Source organism: Microcoleus sp. Pol7_A1 (genome assembly GCF_036701085.1).
Classification (GTDB): Bacteria; Cyanobacteriota; Cyanobacteriia; order Cyanobacteriales; family Microcoleaceae; genus Microcoleus; species Microcoleus asticus.
In genome coordinates, this window is the sequence record NZ_JAUBQD010000029.1 from 33,979 (window position 1) to 50,658 (window position 16,680).

Annotated in this window: 11 protein-coding genes and 1 tRNA gene; 3 read left to right on the forward strand and 9 right to left on the reverse strand. The window is 44.7% G+C overall.

Translation table 11 applies throughout. The features are described from left to right. Nucleotides 1-170: 170 nt before the first annotated feature. The gene (locus tag QUA20_RS17320) at nucleotides 171-914 is read right to left on the reverse strand and encodes a TylF/MycF/NovP-related O-methyltransferase (protein ID WP_333190211.1); all 744 of its coding nucleotides are present in this window, start codon (nucleotides 912-914) and stop codon (nucleotides 171-173) included. A gap of 554 nt (nucleotides 915-1,468) precedes the next feature. Between QUA20_RS17320 and QUA20_RS32030 the strand changes: the two genes are divergently transcribed. Next, on the forward strand, nucleotides 1,469-1,696 hold the full coding sequence (locus QUA20_RS32030; RefSeq protein ID WP_445304684.1) for a DUF2809 domain-containing protein: 228 nt from the start codon (nucleotides 1,469-1,471) through the stop codon (nucleotides 1,694-1,696). A 54-nt stretch (nucleotides 1,697-1,750) separates the two neighbouring features. On the opposite strand, the gene QUA20_RS17325 is transcribed toward QUA20_RS32030, so the two are convergent. Beyond that, nucleotides 1,751-2,857, reverse strand: coding sequence for an N-acetylmuramoyl-L-alanine amidase-like domain-containing protein (locus tag QUA20_RS17325; RefSeq protein WP_333190212.1), 1,107 nt, complete (start codon nucleotides 2,855-2,857; stop codon nucleotides 1,751-1,753). A gap of 509 nt (nucleotides 2,858-3,366) precedes the next feature. On the opposite strand from QUA20_RS17325, the gene QUA20_RS17330 reads away from it, so the two are divergent. After that, nucleotides 3,367-4,542 carry a serine hydrolase gene (locus tag QUA20_RS17330; RefSeq protein WP_333190214.1) on the forward strand — a complete coding sequence of 392 codons (1,176 nt, stop codon included), beginning with the start codon at nucleotides 3,367-3,369 and terminating at the stop codon, nucleotides 4,540-4,542. Between the two features lie 141 nt (nucleotides 4,543-4,683). On the opposite strand, the gene QUA20_RS17335 is transcribed toward QUA20_RS17330, so the two are convergent. The 3 genes from QUA20_RS17335 to QUA20_RS17345 all read right to left on the reverse strand — a co-directional run bounded on the left by QUA20_RS17335 (nucleotide 4,684) and on the right by QUA20_RS17345 (nucleotide 8,044). Further along, a complete protein-coding gene (locus QUA20_RS17335) occupies nucleotides 4,684-4,875 on the reverse strand; it encodes a hypothetical protein (protein ID WP_333190215.1) in 192 nt (63 codons plus the stop codon). A 221-nt stretch (nucleotides 4,876-5,096) separates the two neighbouring features. After that, nucleotides 5,097-5,168 (reverse strand) — tRNA-Gln (locus tag QUA20_RS17340). A 101-nt stretch (nucleotides 5,169-5,269) separates the two neighbouring features. Beyond that, nucleotides 5,270-8,044 (reverse strand): GAF domain-containing protein, encoded by a 2,775-nt coding sequence (locus QUA20_RS17345; RefSeq protein WP_333190217.1) that lies wholly within the window; start codon nucleotides 8,042-8,044, stop codon nucleotides 5,270-5,272. 775 nt (nucleotides 8,045-8,819) lie between these two features. Between QUA20_RS17345 and QUA20_RS17350 the strand changes: the two genes are divergently transcribed. Next, a complete protein-coding gene (locus QUA20_RS17350; protein ID WP_172184656.1) occupies nucleotides 8,820-9,206 on the forward strand; it encodes a response regulator in 387 nt (128 codons plus the stop codon). Nucleotides 9,207-9,333: 127 nt separating this feature from the next. Here the strand turns inward: QUA20_RS17350 and cheB are convergent, their stop codons facing one another. From cheB to QUA20_RS17370, 4 genes are all read right to left on the reverse strand, one after another. Continuing rightward, complete coding sequence (gene cheB / locus QUA20_RS17355) at nucleotides 9,334-10,419, reverse strand: chemotaxis-specific protein-glutamate methyltransferase CheB (protein WP_333190219.1); 1,086 nt, start codon at nucleotides 10,417-10,419, stop codon at nucleotides 9,334-9,336. Between the two features lie 170 nt (nucleotides 10,420-10,589). Then, nucleotides 10,590-13,091: a hybrid sensor histidine kinase/response regulator gene (locus QUA20_RS17360; RefSeq protein WP_333190221.1), complete on the reverse strand. Its 2,502-nt coding sequence runs from the start codon at nucleotides 13,089-13,091 to the stop codon at nucleotides 10,590-10,592. A gap of 129 nt (nucleotides 13,092-13,220) precedes the next feature. Continuing rightward, nucleotides 13,221-15,026, reverse strand: a complete 1,806-nt coding sequence (locus QUA20_RS17365; RefSeq protein ID WP_333190222.1) for a methyl-accepting chemotaxis protein — start codon at nucleotides 15,024-15,026, stop codon at nucleotides 13,221-13,223. A gap of 131 nt (nucleotides 15,027-15,157) precedes the next feature. Next, complete coding sequence (locus QUA20_RS17370) at nucleotides 15,158-16,624, reverse strand: methyl-accepting chemotaxis protein (RefSeq protein ID WP_333190224.1); 1,467 nt, start codon at nucleotides 16,622-16,624, stop codon at nucleotides 15,158-15,160. Nucleotides 16,625-16,680 lie beyond the last annotated feature (56 nt).

A 16,680-nucleotide genomic window follows, 5' to 3' on the forward strand; every position in this document is an offset into this window, starting at 1 on the left:
TTCGAGGGCTGCGCTAACGCTTATTTGCGTCATTCTAGGTGTTGGCGATCGGCAATAAACAAGATTTATTACCGATCGGCAAATTACGAGTAACGCCCTATTTAGAAAGGTGATGAAACACTCTCAGGATAGAAACACCAGATTATTATTCCCCTAAAACTTCTCTGTCTTTACAGCTTGCGAAAATAGCCGTTGGAATACTCACAAGCATAGAGTACAGAGACTTTTTCAGGCTTGTCTGCAAAAAACTCATCACAAGCACGTTTTACACCAGGCGATTTGAAAGGCTCAGCAGTATGTGGACGTGAAAACACGTTTTCATCATAATAAATGCCAAATAAGCAAATAGCTCCTGGCGTTAGACGCTCGTAAACATGGGGCAGTACATATTTAGTAGAGCTATATAGATCGCCGTCCACAATTGCAAAGCTAATCTTATCTGGAAGACATGAAGGAACAGTATCCTCAAACCATCCTTTATGAATATGTGGTAGATCCAGTCCAACAGCGGAAAAATTATTTTTGAATTCGTCGAGTCTCGCTGTCATCGAACCTCGATCGTATACTCCATCTTTAATATCGTCTCCTTGTAGTTCTGGAAGCCCTTCAAAGCTGTCAAACACATGAAATTGTTTCTCTGGCGCATACTCATGCAGAACTTCTTGGATCACAATGGAGCTTTCGCCAGCATTGCAACCGACTTCGACAACATCACCAGATACTTTGTATGCTGCTGTTTGGCTTGCCAAATGAAAAATATTCATTCGAGCTTCTATACTTGCCATACCAGGCGATTTGGGAATAACTTGACCGTTCAAACGCAATTTATTCAATACCCGATTAGCCAAACGATGGCGTTTGCGTGGAGTCCGGTGATCCCAATCAAAATAAGTTGCAATGAAAGTATTGTTCATTTCGTTTGCGAGATGAATCGTGAATAGTGGCTTAGAGGATGGATGACTTCAATTAGAATCCTGGCATCAGCAGAGCGGTGGAACCGAATTACATAGTTTTGAATAGCGGTGGAAGAAACGTTTTGGAATCAGCTAATAGCAATGACTTTAAATAGAAGAACTGAAAATCCGATCTTTGCAAAGAAGTTGAGGAACACTCACTTCATTGATGAGACTAGAGATAGAGTACCGAAAAAAAATGTTGCTACCTGAGATACTCCAAATTGGTTTACTTCTATAGAATTGCACGCAATTATGAAATCAAGATGAAATGCTTGTCGCTGCAAAGCATGAAATCATCTCCCTTTCAGAAGAAAGAGGCAATTACTTGAATTCACATCTAAGCTAAAGCCTGATGCTGGGTAGGTTCTCACGTTTTGTCAATTCACCAGGACGTAAATTATGACGACCAGCCCGCCGGCTGAGTGCGATCCTCTTCGAGGGCTGCGCTAACGACGCAGTTGTGTCATCCCTGAGTAGGCGATCGGAAATAAACCTAGTTTATTGGTAATCATTTGTTAAAAGAATGGGGAGTTCTCATGTTTAACTTGGCAATTGAATTTAGCCAACTGTGGCATCCTCGTTTTTGGCAATGGATTAGGGCTACATTATTCTGGCGTCTATTTATCGGTAGCGGCTTTGCTTGCGAGGATTTTATCGGCTATATTTTGGGATGTATTCTGGACTGGGTTTTGGTGGTTTGTGTGAAGCATAAAATCCTGAAAAGACACCAAAAATCCTAACAGGTTGGTAGTAAGGACTAAAGTGTTTTCTTTTGATAACCTCACATATCCTCTTTATCTGGGATCGATCGCCCTAGCGACTACAATGCCGATCGCACTTTCGCCTCTCCTAATATATCTCTGCAAGTCGTAAGCAACTGTCACCTCCCCAGCCGGCGAAGCGTGAATTAAACCCATATTGCCGTCAGCATTGCGGTAGACTAAACCCGTGTGGGTGACATCCAATCCTTTAACCTCCGTGGCTACCGCTACAATATCCCCCGGTTTTAACTGAGAATAAACACTTTTTATCCGATTTGTCGGGATGTAATTAACAGTAGTTTTGGCTAAGTCTGCTTCTTGGCTGACAATGCACTGATAAGTTGCTTCGTCTTTGACCATTTGCGGGTAACTGCTGCGGTGCTGGCTCATGAAATTTAGTGTTTTATTCATGGGCACTCCGCCTAATTCAGCGGTGATATTTTCCACTGTTTGCCGTTTTTGATTGTCGTTAATCCATTCGGAAAAATAATGCAATCTGCTGCAATAACCGTTGATTTTACCGTTTAAATACCGCTGTTCTTCTATGCGATTGACAAAATTTTGATAGTGGTAATCTTTTACTGCTACGCCCCTGGCGATCGCCAAAACGGTTTCTACAAACAAAACGCAATCAAATTTATTCAACGTTACAATCAACTTTTCTTCGCCGGATTTGTCCAGCAAACCCTCGGCGTAGGGCTTTCCTAGGAAATTATCCGCGATCGCCTGAACGATTTCTCCGATCGGTCGATCGTGCAAATTTTGTCGTTTTGCATACTGTACAACTTTTTCAAAACGTGCTATGTCTTCGGGTTGTGCAGCAGTTTCTCTCTCCGTATTATTGGAGTCAGGTCGTCTCGCCAGCACCTCCAGCAATTGGGAATAGGAAATTTCAGGTAAATTCTTGAAGTCCCAAAATATACTCGGGAAACTGGAAACAGTTTGGTTGTTTGTCACTTCCCGATTTGCGCTTTCTCCCGTCAAGGAAAACGCTACATCCGCGCCCTGTCCTGCTGTTTGTCGATCGACAACATATCCCGTAGCAGATTGAGACTGAAATGCCCAAACATCAGGTATCAAAGAATTATTCACGCCGACGATCGCAAATCCCAAAACAGCCAGACTCCAAAAATTTCTCATGTTTTTCAAAGGATTTTGCTTCAACTCAGTGCTATCCTGAAAATTTTACAATTACTAGAAGTCTCAATCAGCCTAGTAGACATATAAAATTGGCAACAGCGGACTAGATCGATACACTTGTCATTTAGATGCCGCCCTATTATAAACTGATCGTGCGAGTTTGATAGCACAAAACTGTAATGCAAGTAGAACGCCGACGCCGCCCCATCGGGCCCCAACGCCCAATCGAGTCCCGACGCCAAAGCAGCGAGCGTCCAGTCCAGTCCCGACGCCAAAGCACCGAGCGCCGAGTCCCATCTCGTCGCCCAATCCAGACCCGACGCCCCATAGACCTCTTGCAAAAGTCGCTCTCAATTCTTGAAATTCTCTGGGTTAATCTGCGTTCATCTGCCTGGTATCTGCGGTTGACCGAGCGAGCAAAAATTCATGCAACAGGTCTAATCCAATCCCGACGACGCCAAAGCAGCCAGCGCCCAGTCGGACGCCGACGCCAAAGCAGCGAAGGCCCAGTGCCATCTCGTCGCCGAGTGAGGACGAAATTTTCTCGCTTAAAATACCGTAACATCCTGTGCTTAATTGCCGGGGCGATCGCGATCGGTTGGATTATCACAATACCGTTCAGAATTCGCCGTCCCCCTGAACCGCCAGTCATTTTGCCTCAACAGGTCATCTCGCCTCAAGAACCACTATCGCCACCGACAATTCAAACATCGGAAAATTTAGCCGATCGTCAAAGCGAGCCTACCTTTAGCTACAATATCAAAACACCTCCCAATCCAGTTTACTCTCAAGAATTGCAAGGGATTGTTGATGAAGCTGTGAAGATTGCAACCAGCAAAGGACTGCCTGCCGAACGGCTATCAATTAGCTTATTTGATGTCAGCAATTCCCAAAGTCACACCTTTGCCGGATATCAAAATCAAACTCTCCGATTTCCCGCTAGCGTTGCCAAATTATTTTGGATGGCAGCGTTTTACGCAGCCATAGAAAAAGGCCTCATTACGCAAAGAGAATCTGCCTTTAAAAACGACCTAGAGCAAATGATTCGCATCTCCAACAACGATGCTGCCAGCAGGCTTTTAGACAAAATCACAGATACAAAATCCGGCGGACGCCTCGCAGGAGAAGAGTTGCAAACATGGCTGAAAAAGCGCACTCAAATTAACACATTTTTCCAGTCAGCAGGCTACAATGATCTTCGTATAAGCACCAAAAATTATCCCATATACTATTTAAGACAAGAAGGGCCAATCGGTCGCGACTTGCAATTGCGGGGCGATGCTTCTCAGCCGATTCGCAATCAAGTAACTACCGACCAAGCCGCCAGATTAATATATGAAATCTATACTAGACAAGCGGTTTCTAGCGTCGCCAGCCGCAAAATGGCTTACTTGTTAACGAGAGACTTAGACCCCAAGGCGTGGAAAAAAGACCCTCTCAACTCGATACAAGGATTTTTGGGCGAATCTTTACCACCTAATATTTATTTTGGTTCCAAGGTTGGCTATACCTCCAAATCCCGCAGCGAAGCGGCATTTGTCAGAACTTTAGACGATCGCGCGATTTATATCTTAGTTGTTTTCGCAGACGATCCGGCTTATGCCAAGGACGAAACAGCATTTCCGGCCATTTCCCGATACGTTTTCGATCGGCTAAACGCTCGCGGCCCCAGCACTTTGCCGTGAGATGGAATAGGGCGGGTTGACTGTTGACTGTTGACTGTTAGTCGAAAAACTGAAGGATGGTTGATATCCAATCCGGTAGTATCGGAATTATTCGTCTCTCTGTTCTCTTCCTCTGTTTTCTCGGCGTCAAGAGCGGTTTAATCATTCCAATACAACCGGATTTGATATGAGTGTTGAATGTTGACTTGATTTTATAGCAACCGCCAAGACGGTTAGGACGTTGTTAATGGCTGAAACGATTGATTTTATTGCTTCTTCCTTCTTCCTTCTTCCTTCTTCCTTCTTCCTTCTGCTATACAATTCCGGCGCAGTCAGAAGTGATCTTACGCACAAACAACGGTTTCTGCGAAAAATGGGCACTGGCGACCAAAAAAACCAATTTCTTGACCACAAATCTAGGATTTTAGGTAAAACCCGCAGCAAGAAACCCGGTTTCTTATATCCTGTGAGTAAGTCCTAATTAGATTTGTAGTTAGCAAGTTGTTTGTATCTCGTCGGTCGATCGCTAACTCTAAACTATGAGTTAAACAATTGATTGACCGAACACAATTTAACTGGGGCGAAAGGATTCGAACCTCTGAATGGCGGGACCAAAACCCGCTGCCTTACCACTTGGCGACGCCCCAACGTCTTAACCTTCACTATCTTAACATTCTAACACAGCAATCTGTCAAGCATTTTGACAATAAAATTTAAAAAATGTTTTTGAAACCGATCGCCTGCAGGTTTATTCTTTGATCTTAGGGGGGCGAGCTACCGGGATTTCAATCCAGAACTCCGCTCCCTGTCCAGGTTCCGAGATACACTTCAAGCTGCCTCCGTGTTTTTCCACCACAATCTGGTAGCTGATAGACAAGCCGAGCCCCGTACCCTTGCCCACAGGTTTAGTGGTAAAGAAAGGGTCAAACAAGTGGCATTTAGCTTTTTCGACCAATCCCGGCCCGCTGTCTTGAATCCGAATCACCACAACTTGACCGATCGACTTTCCTGACTCACCAGCCTCCAAGTCTCGATCCACCAACGCAGTCGAGATTTTGATCGTCTTGGGTGCGGGCTGATTTTCCAAAGAGTCGATCGCATTCCCCAAAATATTCATAAATACTTGGTTGAGCTGTCCGGGATAGCACTCTACCTTCGGGAAGTTGCCGTAGTCTTTAATTACCTCAATTCCCGGTATTAGCTCGTTTGACTTCAAGCGGCTCTGCAAAATCAGCAGCGTGCTGTCAATCCCTTCGTGAATGTCCACCGGCTTCATCTCGGCTTCGTCAAGGCGCGCGAAGTTCCGCAGAGACAGGACTATTTTGCTGATGCGTTCGGTTCCTATCTCTATTGAAGACAGAATTTTCAGCAAATCCGGAACTATGAAATCAACATCGATTTCTTCGTTTTTGTGGAGAATTTCGTGGCAAGGCTCGGGGTAGTGCTTTTGATACAAGTGCAGCAAATCCAGCAGATTTTTCATGTACTGCTTGCAATAAGTCAAGTTGCCGTAAATAAAATTAACCGGATTGTTAATTTCGTGGGCGACGCCGGCGACCATTTGACCGAGAGAGGACATTTTTTCGTTTTGGATGAGCTGAGCTTCTTTCTGCTGCAAACTCTGCAATGTTTCCGTCAGTTGGCGGGCTTGAGTTTGAGCGGCTAAGGCGGCCGCCCGGGTTTGGGCGTAAAGTTCGGCTTGGTCGATCGCGATCGCCAGTTGATCCACCACCGCTTGCAGCAATTCCACTTCGCTCGTCGCCCATGAACGGCTGCTGCTGTAATGGTTGCAAACTACAGCACCCATTTGACCGGAGCGAGTCTTGAGCGGCAGCAGCAGGTTAGAAACAATCCCGAGACTGGTCAAAAAAACTCGCGTGGGCGGCTCTATGCAGAGTGCTGTTGCCGTGTCGCCAATCCGGAGCGTTTGGCGGTGGCTAATTTTCTCAGCCAGCAGCGTTACTTGTTCGATCGGGTATTCTGTGAGCCGCTCTTTGAGTTCGGGATTTGCCGCCTCGTGGGTGATCGCAAAGCTTGGCTCCCCGTCTCGCGAGATTGAGTACCACAAAAAGTAGCACTGGTCAACCTGCAACAAGCTGCGAATTTCGTTGACAGCCGTATCTAAAATTTTGTCGAGGTCGAGGGAATTCCGCATCTGGCTGGCGAGGCCGAACAGCAGGCCTTCGCGGCGGCTCAACAATTCTTCTCGGGCGGTGACGCGATCGATCGCCACGGCGATGGCGTTAGCCACACAGCCCAGAACTTCTAGCGCTCCGTCGCTTGCCAAAGCGCTACTGCACAGAAGCATCACTCCCACCAGCCGCTCTTCGACAATCAGCGGATAGGCAATGGCGCAGAGAGACGGGTTCGACAGTAGGCACACAGGAGCCGTTTGGAGTTTTCCCGGTTCTGCTCGCACCCAATCTTCTCTATCCCCTGCCCACTCTTCGCTGCTGAGTCCTGAATTAGCCTGCAATTCTAACCGCTCTGTGTGCGGGTTGAACGTCCAGATGCTCGCCGCTGTGGCGTCGAGGTACTCTACCATTGCCTCGGTGCAGCGGTTGAGGATTGCCGATAGTTTCCCGCCTTGTCCGAGGACTGCACCTACTTTAGCTTGCAGGGCTCCCAAGCGCGATGGATCTGGTAGCGAGGCTGCCCTTAGTTGGCCCTGGGAGCTGTCCCGGGATCGGGCAACGATTTCTCGGATTTTTTTGGTATCAGGATAGAGCCCGATGCTTGCTGAAGTTTCGCACAAATATTGAGATTTGCCGGTTCCCCCTAGCTTCGAGAGCTTTTTTGTTCGGTATATTCTGGTGCCGCTCTGTGGCGTCTGTACCGCACAGAAGCTCGATCGGTTCGAGCCACGAACTAACTGCGAGATTTGCTGGCTCTCAGAGGTGATATCTTCTACTTCTGGCAACTGTTTCTGGGCTTTGACTAATTGCCAGCGCAGCTCCACCAAACTCGCAACTTGCCGACTCAAAGCTTCCATAGCTTCTATGGTTTCTTTTGTCAAGTCTCTCGGCACGGAGTCCATGACGGATAGCACTCCCAGCATCTGCCCATCTGAGGTTACGACTGGGATTCCGGCGTAAAATTTCACTAAGGGGTAGGAAACGGTCAGCGGATGCTCGGCAAATCCCACGTCTGTGGAAGCGTCTCGGACAATGGCGGCGGGCGGTTCCATAAAGGAATTTGCAGGGGGTTCGATCGCAGATTCGGGAGCAACTGGCGGTTTTTGCAGGGGAATTGCCCGGTCAAATTCCGAGTTTGAGTTTGAGCCGACGGCGAACTCTTCGGGAGTGCGGTCGAGCGCGCGATCGCAAAAATCCAGGTAACTATCGGCCAAAGTTCGATCGAAACCTAACTGCGACTTCAACCAGTGGCGGTTACCGTCAATCAAGCTCAAGAAAGCAATAGGAGTTCGGCTGATATGAGCTGCCAAACCGACCAAATTGTCCAAGCAAACCTCTGGATCAGAGCCAAGAAGCTGATACAAGTCGATGTTATGGAGCTTGAACACTTTTTTTACCAAGAGGCAAGGTGCTTTTATCATTTGTAACTGCCCGTCTAGTTGGTGGCAACCGCCCTTCTCAATACTTCCCTTAAAAAACAAGCTATGAATTTTGTGCTGGGAGAATGTGGGCGCAAGTCCCGCGCAGGCTGCTTGCGCCGAACTCAGACTAACCTCTTGACTGACAGGGAAACTTTGGAATTATGGGAGTTAGATCACCCCAGATCTAAGACTGTATAAATTATACTTCCAGTGAATTCTGCTTTTGAATACCTCCGGCTCTCTCAATCTAAAAGCCTCTGTTGGGAGGAAGCAGCTTTCCAAAATATATGGCGATTGCTTATCTAGAATTTTTAAATCAGTTTAATTACATTTTAACAGACTTGTTTAATCGTGGGTAGGTGGCTTGCTGGTAGATTTAAATCATTGGCTTGTGCCACAATACCAATGTCCTTTACCGAGCTGTGCCGCAGCCTGCTGTTCAACTACACTTAGGAGATGAACTACAAAAGATTGCTAATATGTTAAAATTTGTAACAATAGTTTGTCAAACTCGACCGTCTAGGGTGTATGGGCTGGGATGCACATTTTGCAAATGTTGTAATCCCCGATCGACCACTCTCCCAATCCCTTTTTTCGAGTTTTAGGTAAAAAAAACAGGGGTAAGGTTTCTACTAACGCTCCAACGGGGTTGGCAATTATTACTCAGAGACAACTCTCAAAGAATGACGGGGGGAATTATGTTTTGTATTTTCAAGAACTATAAATAAACAGGGAGAAAAATATGTGTGCAAGTAATAGTCAAGTACCAACTATTTTGGCAGTTGATGATAGCGTCGTGATGCAAGGACTTGTTAAACAGGCTTTAAGCAAAGAGTTTAGAGTTCTCGTAACCGACAATGCAGTGGATGCTTTATCAACAATTTATCACGAACAAATTTCGGTTTTGTTGCTCGATGTTTCGATGCCTGGGATTGACGGATTGGAACTCTGCCGCACAGTGCGCAGCTTGCCTCAGTTTCAGAATTTGCCGATCGTAATGCTGACAGCGCGAGATGGAGCCTTTGATAAGGTACAGGGGCGTTTGGCGGGAGCAACCGAGTATTTAACTAAGCCGTTTGATGCTGATAAATTGCGCGAGGTAATTGGTAAGTTTATCAAAATCAAATAATCAGACTTAGAAAAAAAAGTTCAGTTTTGAGTAATTAATGAACTAAAAAGTTGCGATCGTCCTTTATAACCCGGCTTCTTTAACCCGTCGGGGGGCGGGGTATTGTGCACTATTTGGGGGGTTAGTCCTAAATTTTTAATTTTGTCAGGAGTAGAGGAGCGATCGCGCTGACAGGTAGAATATATTGGGCCGCACAGAGGGCGATCGCTTCTTTCGGCATTCCGAAAACAACGCAACTAGCTTCATCTTGAGCAATTGTCAAGCCGCCGAGTTGGGCGATCGCCAACATTCCCTCAGCACCATCTCTACCCATTCCTGTCAGCAAAACTCCCGCCGCCGCCCGACCGTAAACTTTAGCAACTGACTTAAATGTTACTGTTATTGAGGGGCAGTGTCCCGCGACGTGCTCAGCTTGAGAATAAATAAATCGCCCTTGAGAATCCAATTCTAAATGACGTTTTTCAGGCGGAAAGTAAACAACACCAGCTTGCGGTAATTCCCCCAAACCCGCTATTTTTACCGGCAGTTTTGATTCACAAGCCAGCCACTCAACTAATCCTTTCAAAAAACCTTCACTGATGTGCTGAACGCAAATTACAGGCACTGGAAAATTAGCCGGAAGCTTAGAAATAATAGTGTACAGTGCTTGAGGCCCCCCTGTAGAAGCCCCTATAGCCAAGACTTTAATAGTTGGAGATTTAACATTTTCGTTGGAAAATTTGTAATTAGAAACTGGTACTTGGTTAATTTTTACAATTGTGTTATTATCTTCTTTTTGCACCATTCTTTGATGCCGTGTAAATACTTTAACTCCTGAGAGTATTTTAATTTTAGCTATTAATTGATTGGCCATGCGAGCGTAATCTGATACCGATCCGCCAATCGGTTTCGGAAAAACATCCAATGCACCAGCATTTAACACTTGAAATACATTTTGAGTATCATCCGCTTGCACTGAAGCACTAATTACTAAAATTGGTAGCGGATATTTCTTCATTACTTCTTTCGTGAATTCTAACCCGTTCATTGGTGCCATGTTCAAATCAGTACAGATTACTTCTGGGTGAAGTTTAGGTATTAATTCCAGTGCTTTTAATCCGTTGGAAGCGGTTCCTACAACTTGGATTTCTGGCGAGGAATCAAAAATTCGTTTGAGGACGACCGTAACTACTGGAGAATCTTCAACTAACAATAATTTAATGGGCGATAACATCAGTTTATTGGTAAATTGGGAAGGGGAAATTGGGAAGGGGAAATTGGGCATCGATGCACTGGGAATTGTGTACTGGAGACTGAGCATTGGGCATTGCTAATAGGTAGTCAATAACAAATGGCTAATAACTAATGACTAATGACTAATGACTAATGACTAATGACTAATGGTTAAACTAACCTTTTTAGTGTCTCTACCAGCACATCTTGATTGAACGTACCTTTAGGAATATAAGCATTTGCCCCGGCATCAGCCCCTCTTTTTCTATCTTCATCCGACGCCAAAGATGTCACTAAAATTATCGGCAACTCACTGTATTCTTTTTGCTCTCGAATTTTAACAGTCAGCGCCAAACCGTCTAAATTTGGCATTTGTACGTCAGAAATCACTGCATCAAAGTAGCGAGTTTTTAATTTATGGAAAGCATCCAATCCGTCTACCGCTGTCACAACTTCGTAACCCGCGCCTTCCAGGATGCGCTTTTCTTGAGTGCGGGTAGCGATCGAGTCTTCTGCTAAAAGTATAACTTGTTTTCGGCTGACCGTCTCAATGGGCGATCGCCCACCAGAAACCCCACGCGGCGAAACTTGCTGGCGTACAGATTTTATCAAATCGTGGGGATTGAGTATCATACAAACTTCCCCCGTCCCGAGAATCGTTGCACCTGAAACATTTCGCACCCGTTTCAGCAATTGACTTTGAGGTTTAATCACCACATCCTGTGCCTCAATCAAAGCATCTATAAATAATCCCAATCTTTCCTCCCCAACTTTCAGAACAATACAAGACATTTTCGGAGAATTTGAATTCAGGGATTCTCCCTCTACTTTTCTGTTGATATCTCTCCCGCTTTCCTGTGTCCACTCCCGATTTTTCGGAAGCCATTCTCTCTTATTTAATTCTAGTATATCTGCCAAATAAGCAACTGATATGGGCTGACCATTTGCAAGTATAGTTGCCTTACCTTCCAGGGTAAAAATATCAGAAAAAGCAACCATTTTTGCCGTTTCCACAAACTCAATTGGCAGCCCGTAAGCAAGATTTTCAACCGCCACAATTAATATATTAGCAGTAGCTATAGACGTGCTGAGTATGAGCCGTAAGCTGCATCCTTTTCCTGATACAGATTCAACTTGAATGCTGCCTTTTAGTGCTTCAACATTAGTCTTAACTACATCTAAACCCACTCCCCGACCCGAGATTTCAGTAACAAATGTTCTGGTGGAAAAACCCGGAGAAAAAATCAGGGATTGAATTTGGCTTTCTGTCATGATGGCGAGTGCTTCCGGCGTGCAGATGTTGCGTTTGAGAGCAGTTTGTTTAATGCGATCGAGATTCAGCCCCTGACCATCATCAGCAACTTCAATGATAATATTACTAGCAGTATGGTAGCCTTTAATTCGGAGAGTTCCAGCCGGAGGTTTGCCGAGCTTTTCGCGTCCAGATGCAGTCTCGATGCCGTGGTCTATCGCATTCCGAATCATGTGCATCAAAGGGTCTTTCATTTCTTCTAAAATGCGTTTATCAACTAGAATTTCTCCACCTTCGATGATTAATTCAACTTCTTTTCCTTCCCGCTTCGCCAAGTCTCTAACCGCTCGGGGAAATAGATTAAAAATAGTAGACAAAGGCAGCAGTCTGAGAGTGCGAATTCCTGAGCCTAATTCCTCAGCAATTAATTCGAGTCTGGCAGTATCTTCATCAACTCGATTGTTCAAATGATTTACTAGATCTCCCAGACATTCTAAATGCTCTTCAGTCCGCTGGCAATAACTATGTAACTGCATGACGACCGCGTTTTTTTGAAACCCAGTTTCCTCAGCTTCTATCTGATTAAGAGCCAACCGATTTTGTAAAGCTTCTCGGCTCCAATCTTCCCACAAAGCGGTCAGCTTTCCGAGAGCAGCAAGTCGGTGTACTAGCCGAGTTTTGGTAACAGTAAGTTCCCCTGCTTGAGTCATTAAATCGTCTAGATTTTGGGTAGCAACGCGAATTGTTTCAATGCGGTAAGACGAATTAAAGGAACCGTTAACAGTGGGTTGAGAAGCCGATGCAGCAGCCGATGCAGCAGCGGGCCCAGCAGCGGCAGGCAAGTTTTGAGCTTGCTGCAGCAATTCTTGCTCGGATGGTAGCGTCAACAAAGAGAAATTATTATATAAATCAGTGGCGAAAGAAGTTTCACTGTTTGTTTCTGGTGGCGGCGTTTCCGAATCAGTAAATTGCATTTTTACTAATTCTTGTTCCGGTACTTGTGAAGATGCTGGCTCTGCTGTCGGGGGGACTAACTGGGGCTGGTTAGAAGCACCCATCATGCTAGCGAGCACGTAAAATGTATTGACGCCGGAATCTTGGCCCGTGACGGCTTCGTTAACGAGTTTGCGCATGGCGTCTAAACCTTGCGAAAGTCGATCGCTAATATCTAGATTTAGTTGAGTTTCTCCCCGCTTGACACCTCCCAAAATATGCTCTATTTGATGAGCTAAAGATGCTACATCTTTTACTCCCAGCATTCCAGCATCGCCTTTAAGAGAATGGGTTTCCCGCAGCAATTCTTCTAACTTAGCTGTGTCCCTCGGGTGTTGTTCCAAGTACAGCAATCCATCGTCTAGTTTCTGCAAGTGTTCTTGACTAGCGATTTTAAATACATCTCGGAGTTCTTCATCTTCAATCATATATATCTTTCGGTAATGGGTTATTGCTAATTGAGAAGCGGTAATCGGTAATCTAGAAGTTGTAATCGGTAATGGGTAATTCTTTCTTCTATCCGTTACATTTTTTGTCGAACATCTTCCAACATCTGACTAAACTACTGCTTTTAAATTTTGGGCTGCTTGGTTGAGTTGAGAAATGCCGAGTTTGACTTGAGAAATTCCGGTGGCAGTTTCCTGAGCAGCGAGGTTAAGAGAGTTGACAACTTCAACTACATCCTCAATGGCGCTCGCCTGGTTTATTGCTGTACAAGAAATTTGTTTGCTGTTCAAAACAATGCGCTCAATCGATTCTGCCACCCCAGCAAATGCGTCAGCAGTTTTTCTGGCAATTCTTACTCCATTTGCTACAGTTTTTGTGCCATTATCCATCACCGTTTCTGTTGAAATAATCGCTTTCTGGATGTCTGCAACTAAAGCATTAATCTTGCTAGCAGATTCCTTGCTCCGATCGGCTAATTTGCGAATCTCGCTGGCAACAACAGCAAATCCTTTGCCGCTTTCACCTGCTCTCACTGCTTCGACAGCAGCGTTGAGGGCAAGCATATTTGTTTGGTTTGCTAAATCGCTGACTAAACTGGAGATATTGCCAATGCGATCGGTTTGCTCGCTTAAACGCAAAATTTGCTTTTGAATTGCTGCTACCGTTTCTGTCAAAGTTGCCATTTCTTTCAAGGTATTGTCTACAGCTTGACTGCCTCCTGCTGTGAGTTTAAGAGCCTGTGCGGCCCCGAAAGCAGCCGCTTCGGCTTGTGAGGCACAAGCTTTGCTTGATTCCCCCAATTCATCCATTGTAGTAGCAGTTCGATGGACAGCATATAGTTGTTGGCTGGCGATGCGTTCCTGCTGTTCCACGGTGACACCAATTTGCGAGGAAGAAGAGGCGATCGCCCGCACAATTTCATTAACCGAGCCAGTAGTTCGACTAGCCAAAAAAGTGGCGATAACGCTAACAATAGCAGCCGTCATTCCAACTCCAGCAATCAGAGCATACAGCATATCTTTTTGGGGAGCAAATACATTTTTTGTATCGTTGGCAATAATCACGCTCCAACCCAATTCGGGCATATTTTTTATATTTTCAATAGGAGCATAAGTAATCAGTTGCTTAGATCCATCAATGCGATCGATATCGATCGCACTGTTAATCTTTTTTTCGGCTTGCAATTTGGCAAAAACATTAAATACTGACCGTGCATCTCTGCTCACATCATCAGTTTCTGTTGCTGAAAAAAACTTGCCATTGCCGTCAATCAAATGGTATTCCTCTTTTTGAAATTCCTCCGAGTATCTGATTAATTTATCTGTGTTTTCGTAAAAACCCTGGTCTAAATAAGTTGTAGGCGTGCGAGTTCTGATGACGGCAATAGTTTTTCCTGTATTGATATCGACAACTGGCGCCGCTGCAAAAATGGCGTATTTGCCATTGATAAATGACTTCCTGGGCTGCACAACAGTAGGACGATTAGTTTTAGTTACTTTTTGAAAATAGTCGCGTTTTCCGAAATCTATAATCGGTTCTCCGCTCGATTGCAAAATAGTATTCCCCTGGAGGTCGGCGACTGCAATACTGTCGTAGCCTTCCCCTCCATTTATATATTTATCTAACAGAGCTTGTTTTTGAATGGTTGATGTTTTTTTGCTAACTCTGGGGTCGTTCAGTATAGCTAAATTAGCTAGTTCATTAACGTCTAGGTAGCGTTCAAAAAGAAAGTTGCTGACTTCATTTGCTGTAGCGATCGCCCGTAATTCTTGGTACTTAATTACGTAGTTAGTCATGTTCTCGCTGGCAAATAAATAAGTCATGGCTCCTGTCAATAGAACTGGGATTGTACTGAGGGCGATCGCAAAAACAATTGCTTTAATTCTTAAAGACCACTTGTTAATTTTTTTGATCATAACTTCATAACTAATAACTTATACTATTTGAGATTTGAGATTTGAGATGTGGAAATGACTAATGAGTATCGGGGCTGGGAGCTTGCCTGCCGCTGCATTTTTTTGGCAAACTATCATAACTGATAACTATTCTAAACAACGGCTTTTAAATCTAAAGCAGCTTCATTCAATTTTTGAGTGCCGACTTTAGTTTGAGCGATACCGCAAGCCGTTTGTGCCGCTCCTTGGTTGAGAGAGTTCATCGCTTCCACCACTTGTTCGATCGCGAGCGCTTGCTGTTTGGCATTCAGCGAAACTTGCTGAGAACTCAAAACCACGTTGTTAATTGCATTAGCCACTCCGGCAAATGCCGCAGTGGTTTCTGATGCAATCTTCACCCCAGCTTCCACAGTTTTAGTACCTTCATCTGTCACCATTACTGTTAAATTAATCACTTTCTGAATATCAGCAACTAACAGATTAATTTGCGTGGCAGATTTTTTACTGCGATCGGCAAGTTTGCGAATTTCTGATGCCACAACGCCGAATCCTTTGCCGTGTTCGCCCGCCCGTACTGCTTCCACCGCAGCATTTAGCGCTAACATATTAGTTTGATTTGCCAAATCGCTAACTAAAGTTGAGATATTGCCAATGCGATCGGCTTGCTCGCTCAACTGCATAATTTGCCCTTGCATATCTTGCACTTTAGTTTTCAGGGTTGCCATTGCTTTTAAAGTTTCTTCGACAGCTTTTGTACCTATGCCAGCTAAACTTAAAGCTTGCATTGCTTGAGATGCGGCAATTTCTATCTGCTGTGAAGTCGCTTTAGAAGATGCGCCCAATTCGTCCATCGTCGTCGTAGTTTGATTGACTGAAGCTGCTTGCTGGCTTGCCATGCGTTCCTGTTCTTCAACTGTTGCTGCAATCTCAGTGGAAGAACTGGCGATCGAACTAATTGCGCGATCTATAGTTCCAACAATTTCTGACGAAATCAGCCAAGCTAGACCCGTACCAAACAGCACTAACAGCACCGAACCAACCACTAGCGTCGATACCAAAAAGTTTAAAGATTCCTTAGTCATTTGCGTTTTTTGCTTAACCAGATTGAATTCTCTTTCCCGAAATTCCCGGTTCACTTTCAAAAAGTTATTCACAAAATTTGTGTACTTGCCTGTATTAAATACAGCGGTGGCTTTCGCTGTCTGATTTTGCTCCAATAAGCGAACAATGTCTTTGTTAGAACCCTCATAATATTGGTTGACTAGCTCTCGCATCCTGTGCAAACGCATTCTCTGTTCTCGATCTTTAACGGTCGGCTCTACATTATTCGCCGACTGCCGAGCCAACTCTGCACCTGCGCGAAAATCAGTTAAAAACTCCTGATTTTTATTATTAATTAAATACCCGCGTAGCCCCCGTACCATTTGCTCAGCACCTAGGGATATATTAGTTGTTTCTCCGACTACCTGCTGTACCCTTTCCGTTTCTTGGAAAGTTTGAAACACCTGATTTATAGTAGAAATAACTACTACGGGAAACCCTAAGTATATAGCTGCTGGCGCTAGATATCCGAGCAGCACCTTGTTTCTAATTTTTAAATTGTTTATTTTAGCAAACATCTTTTTTTCCTGAAATTAAGATAGCATTTCCCTTAGTAAGGTTGTGACGATTCGAT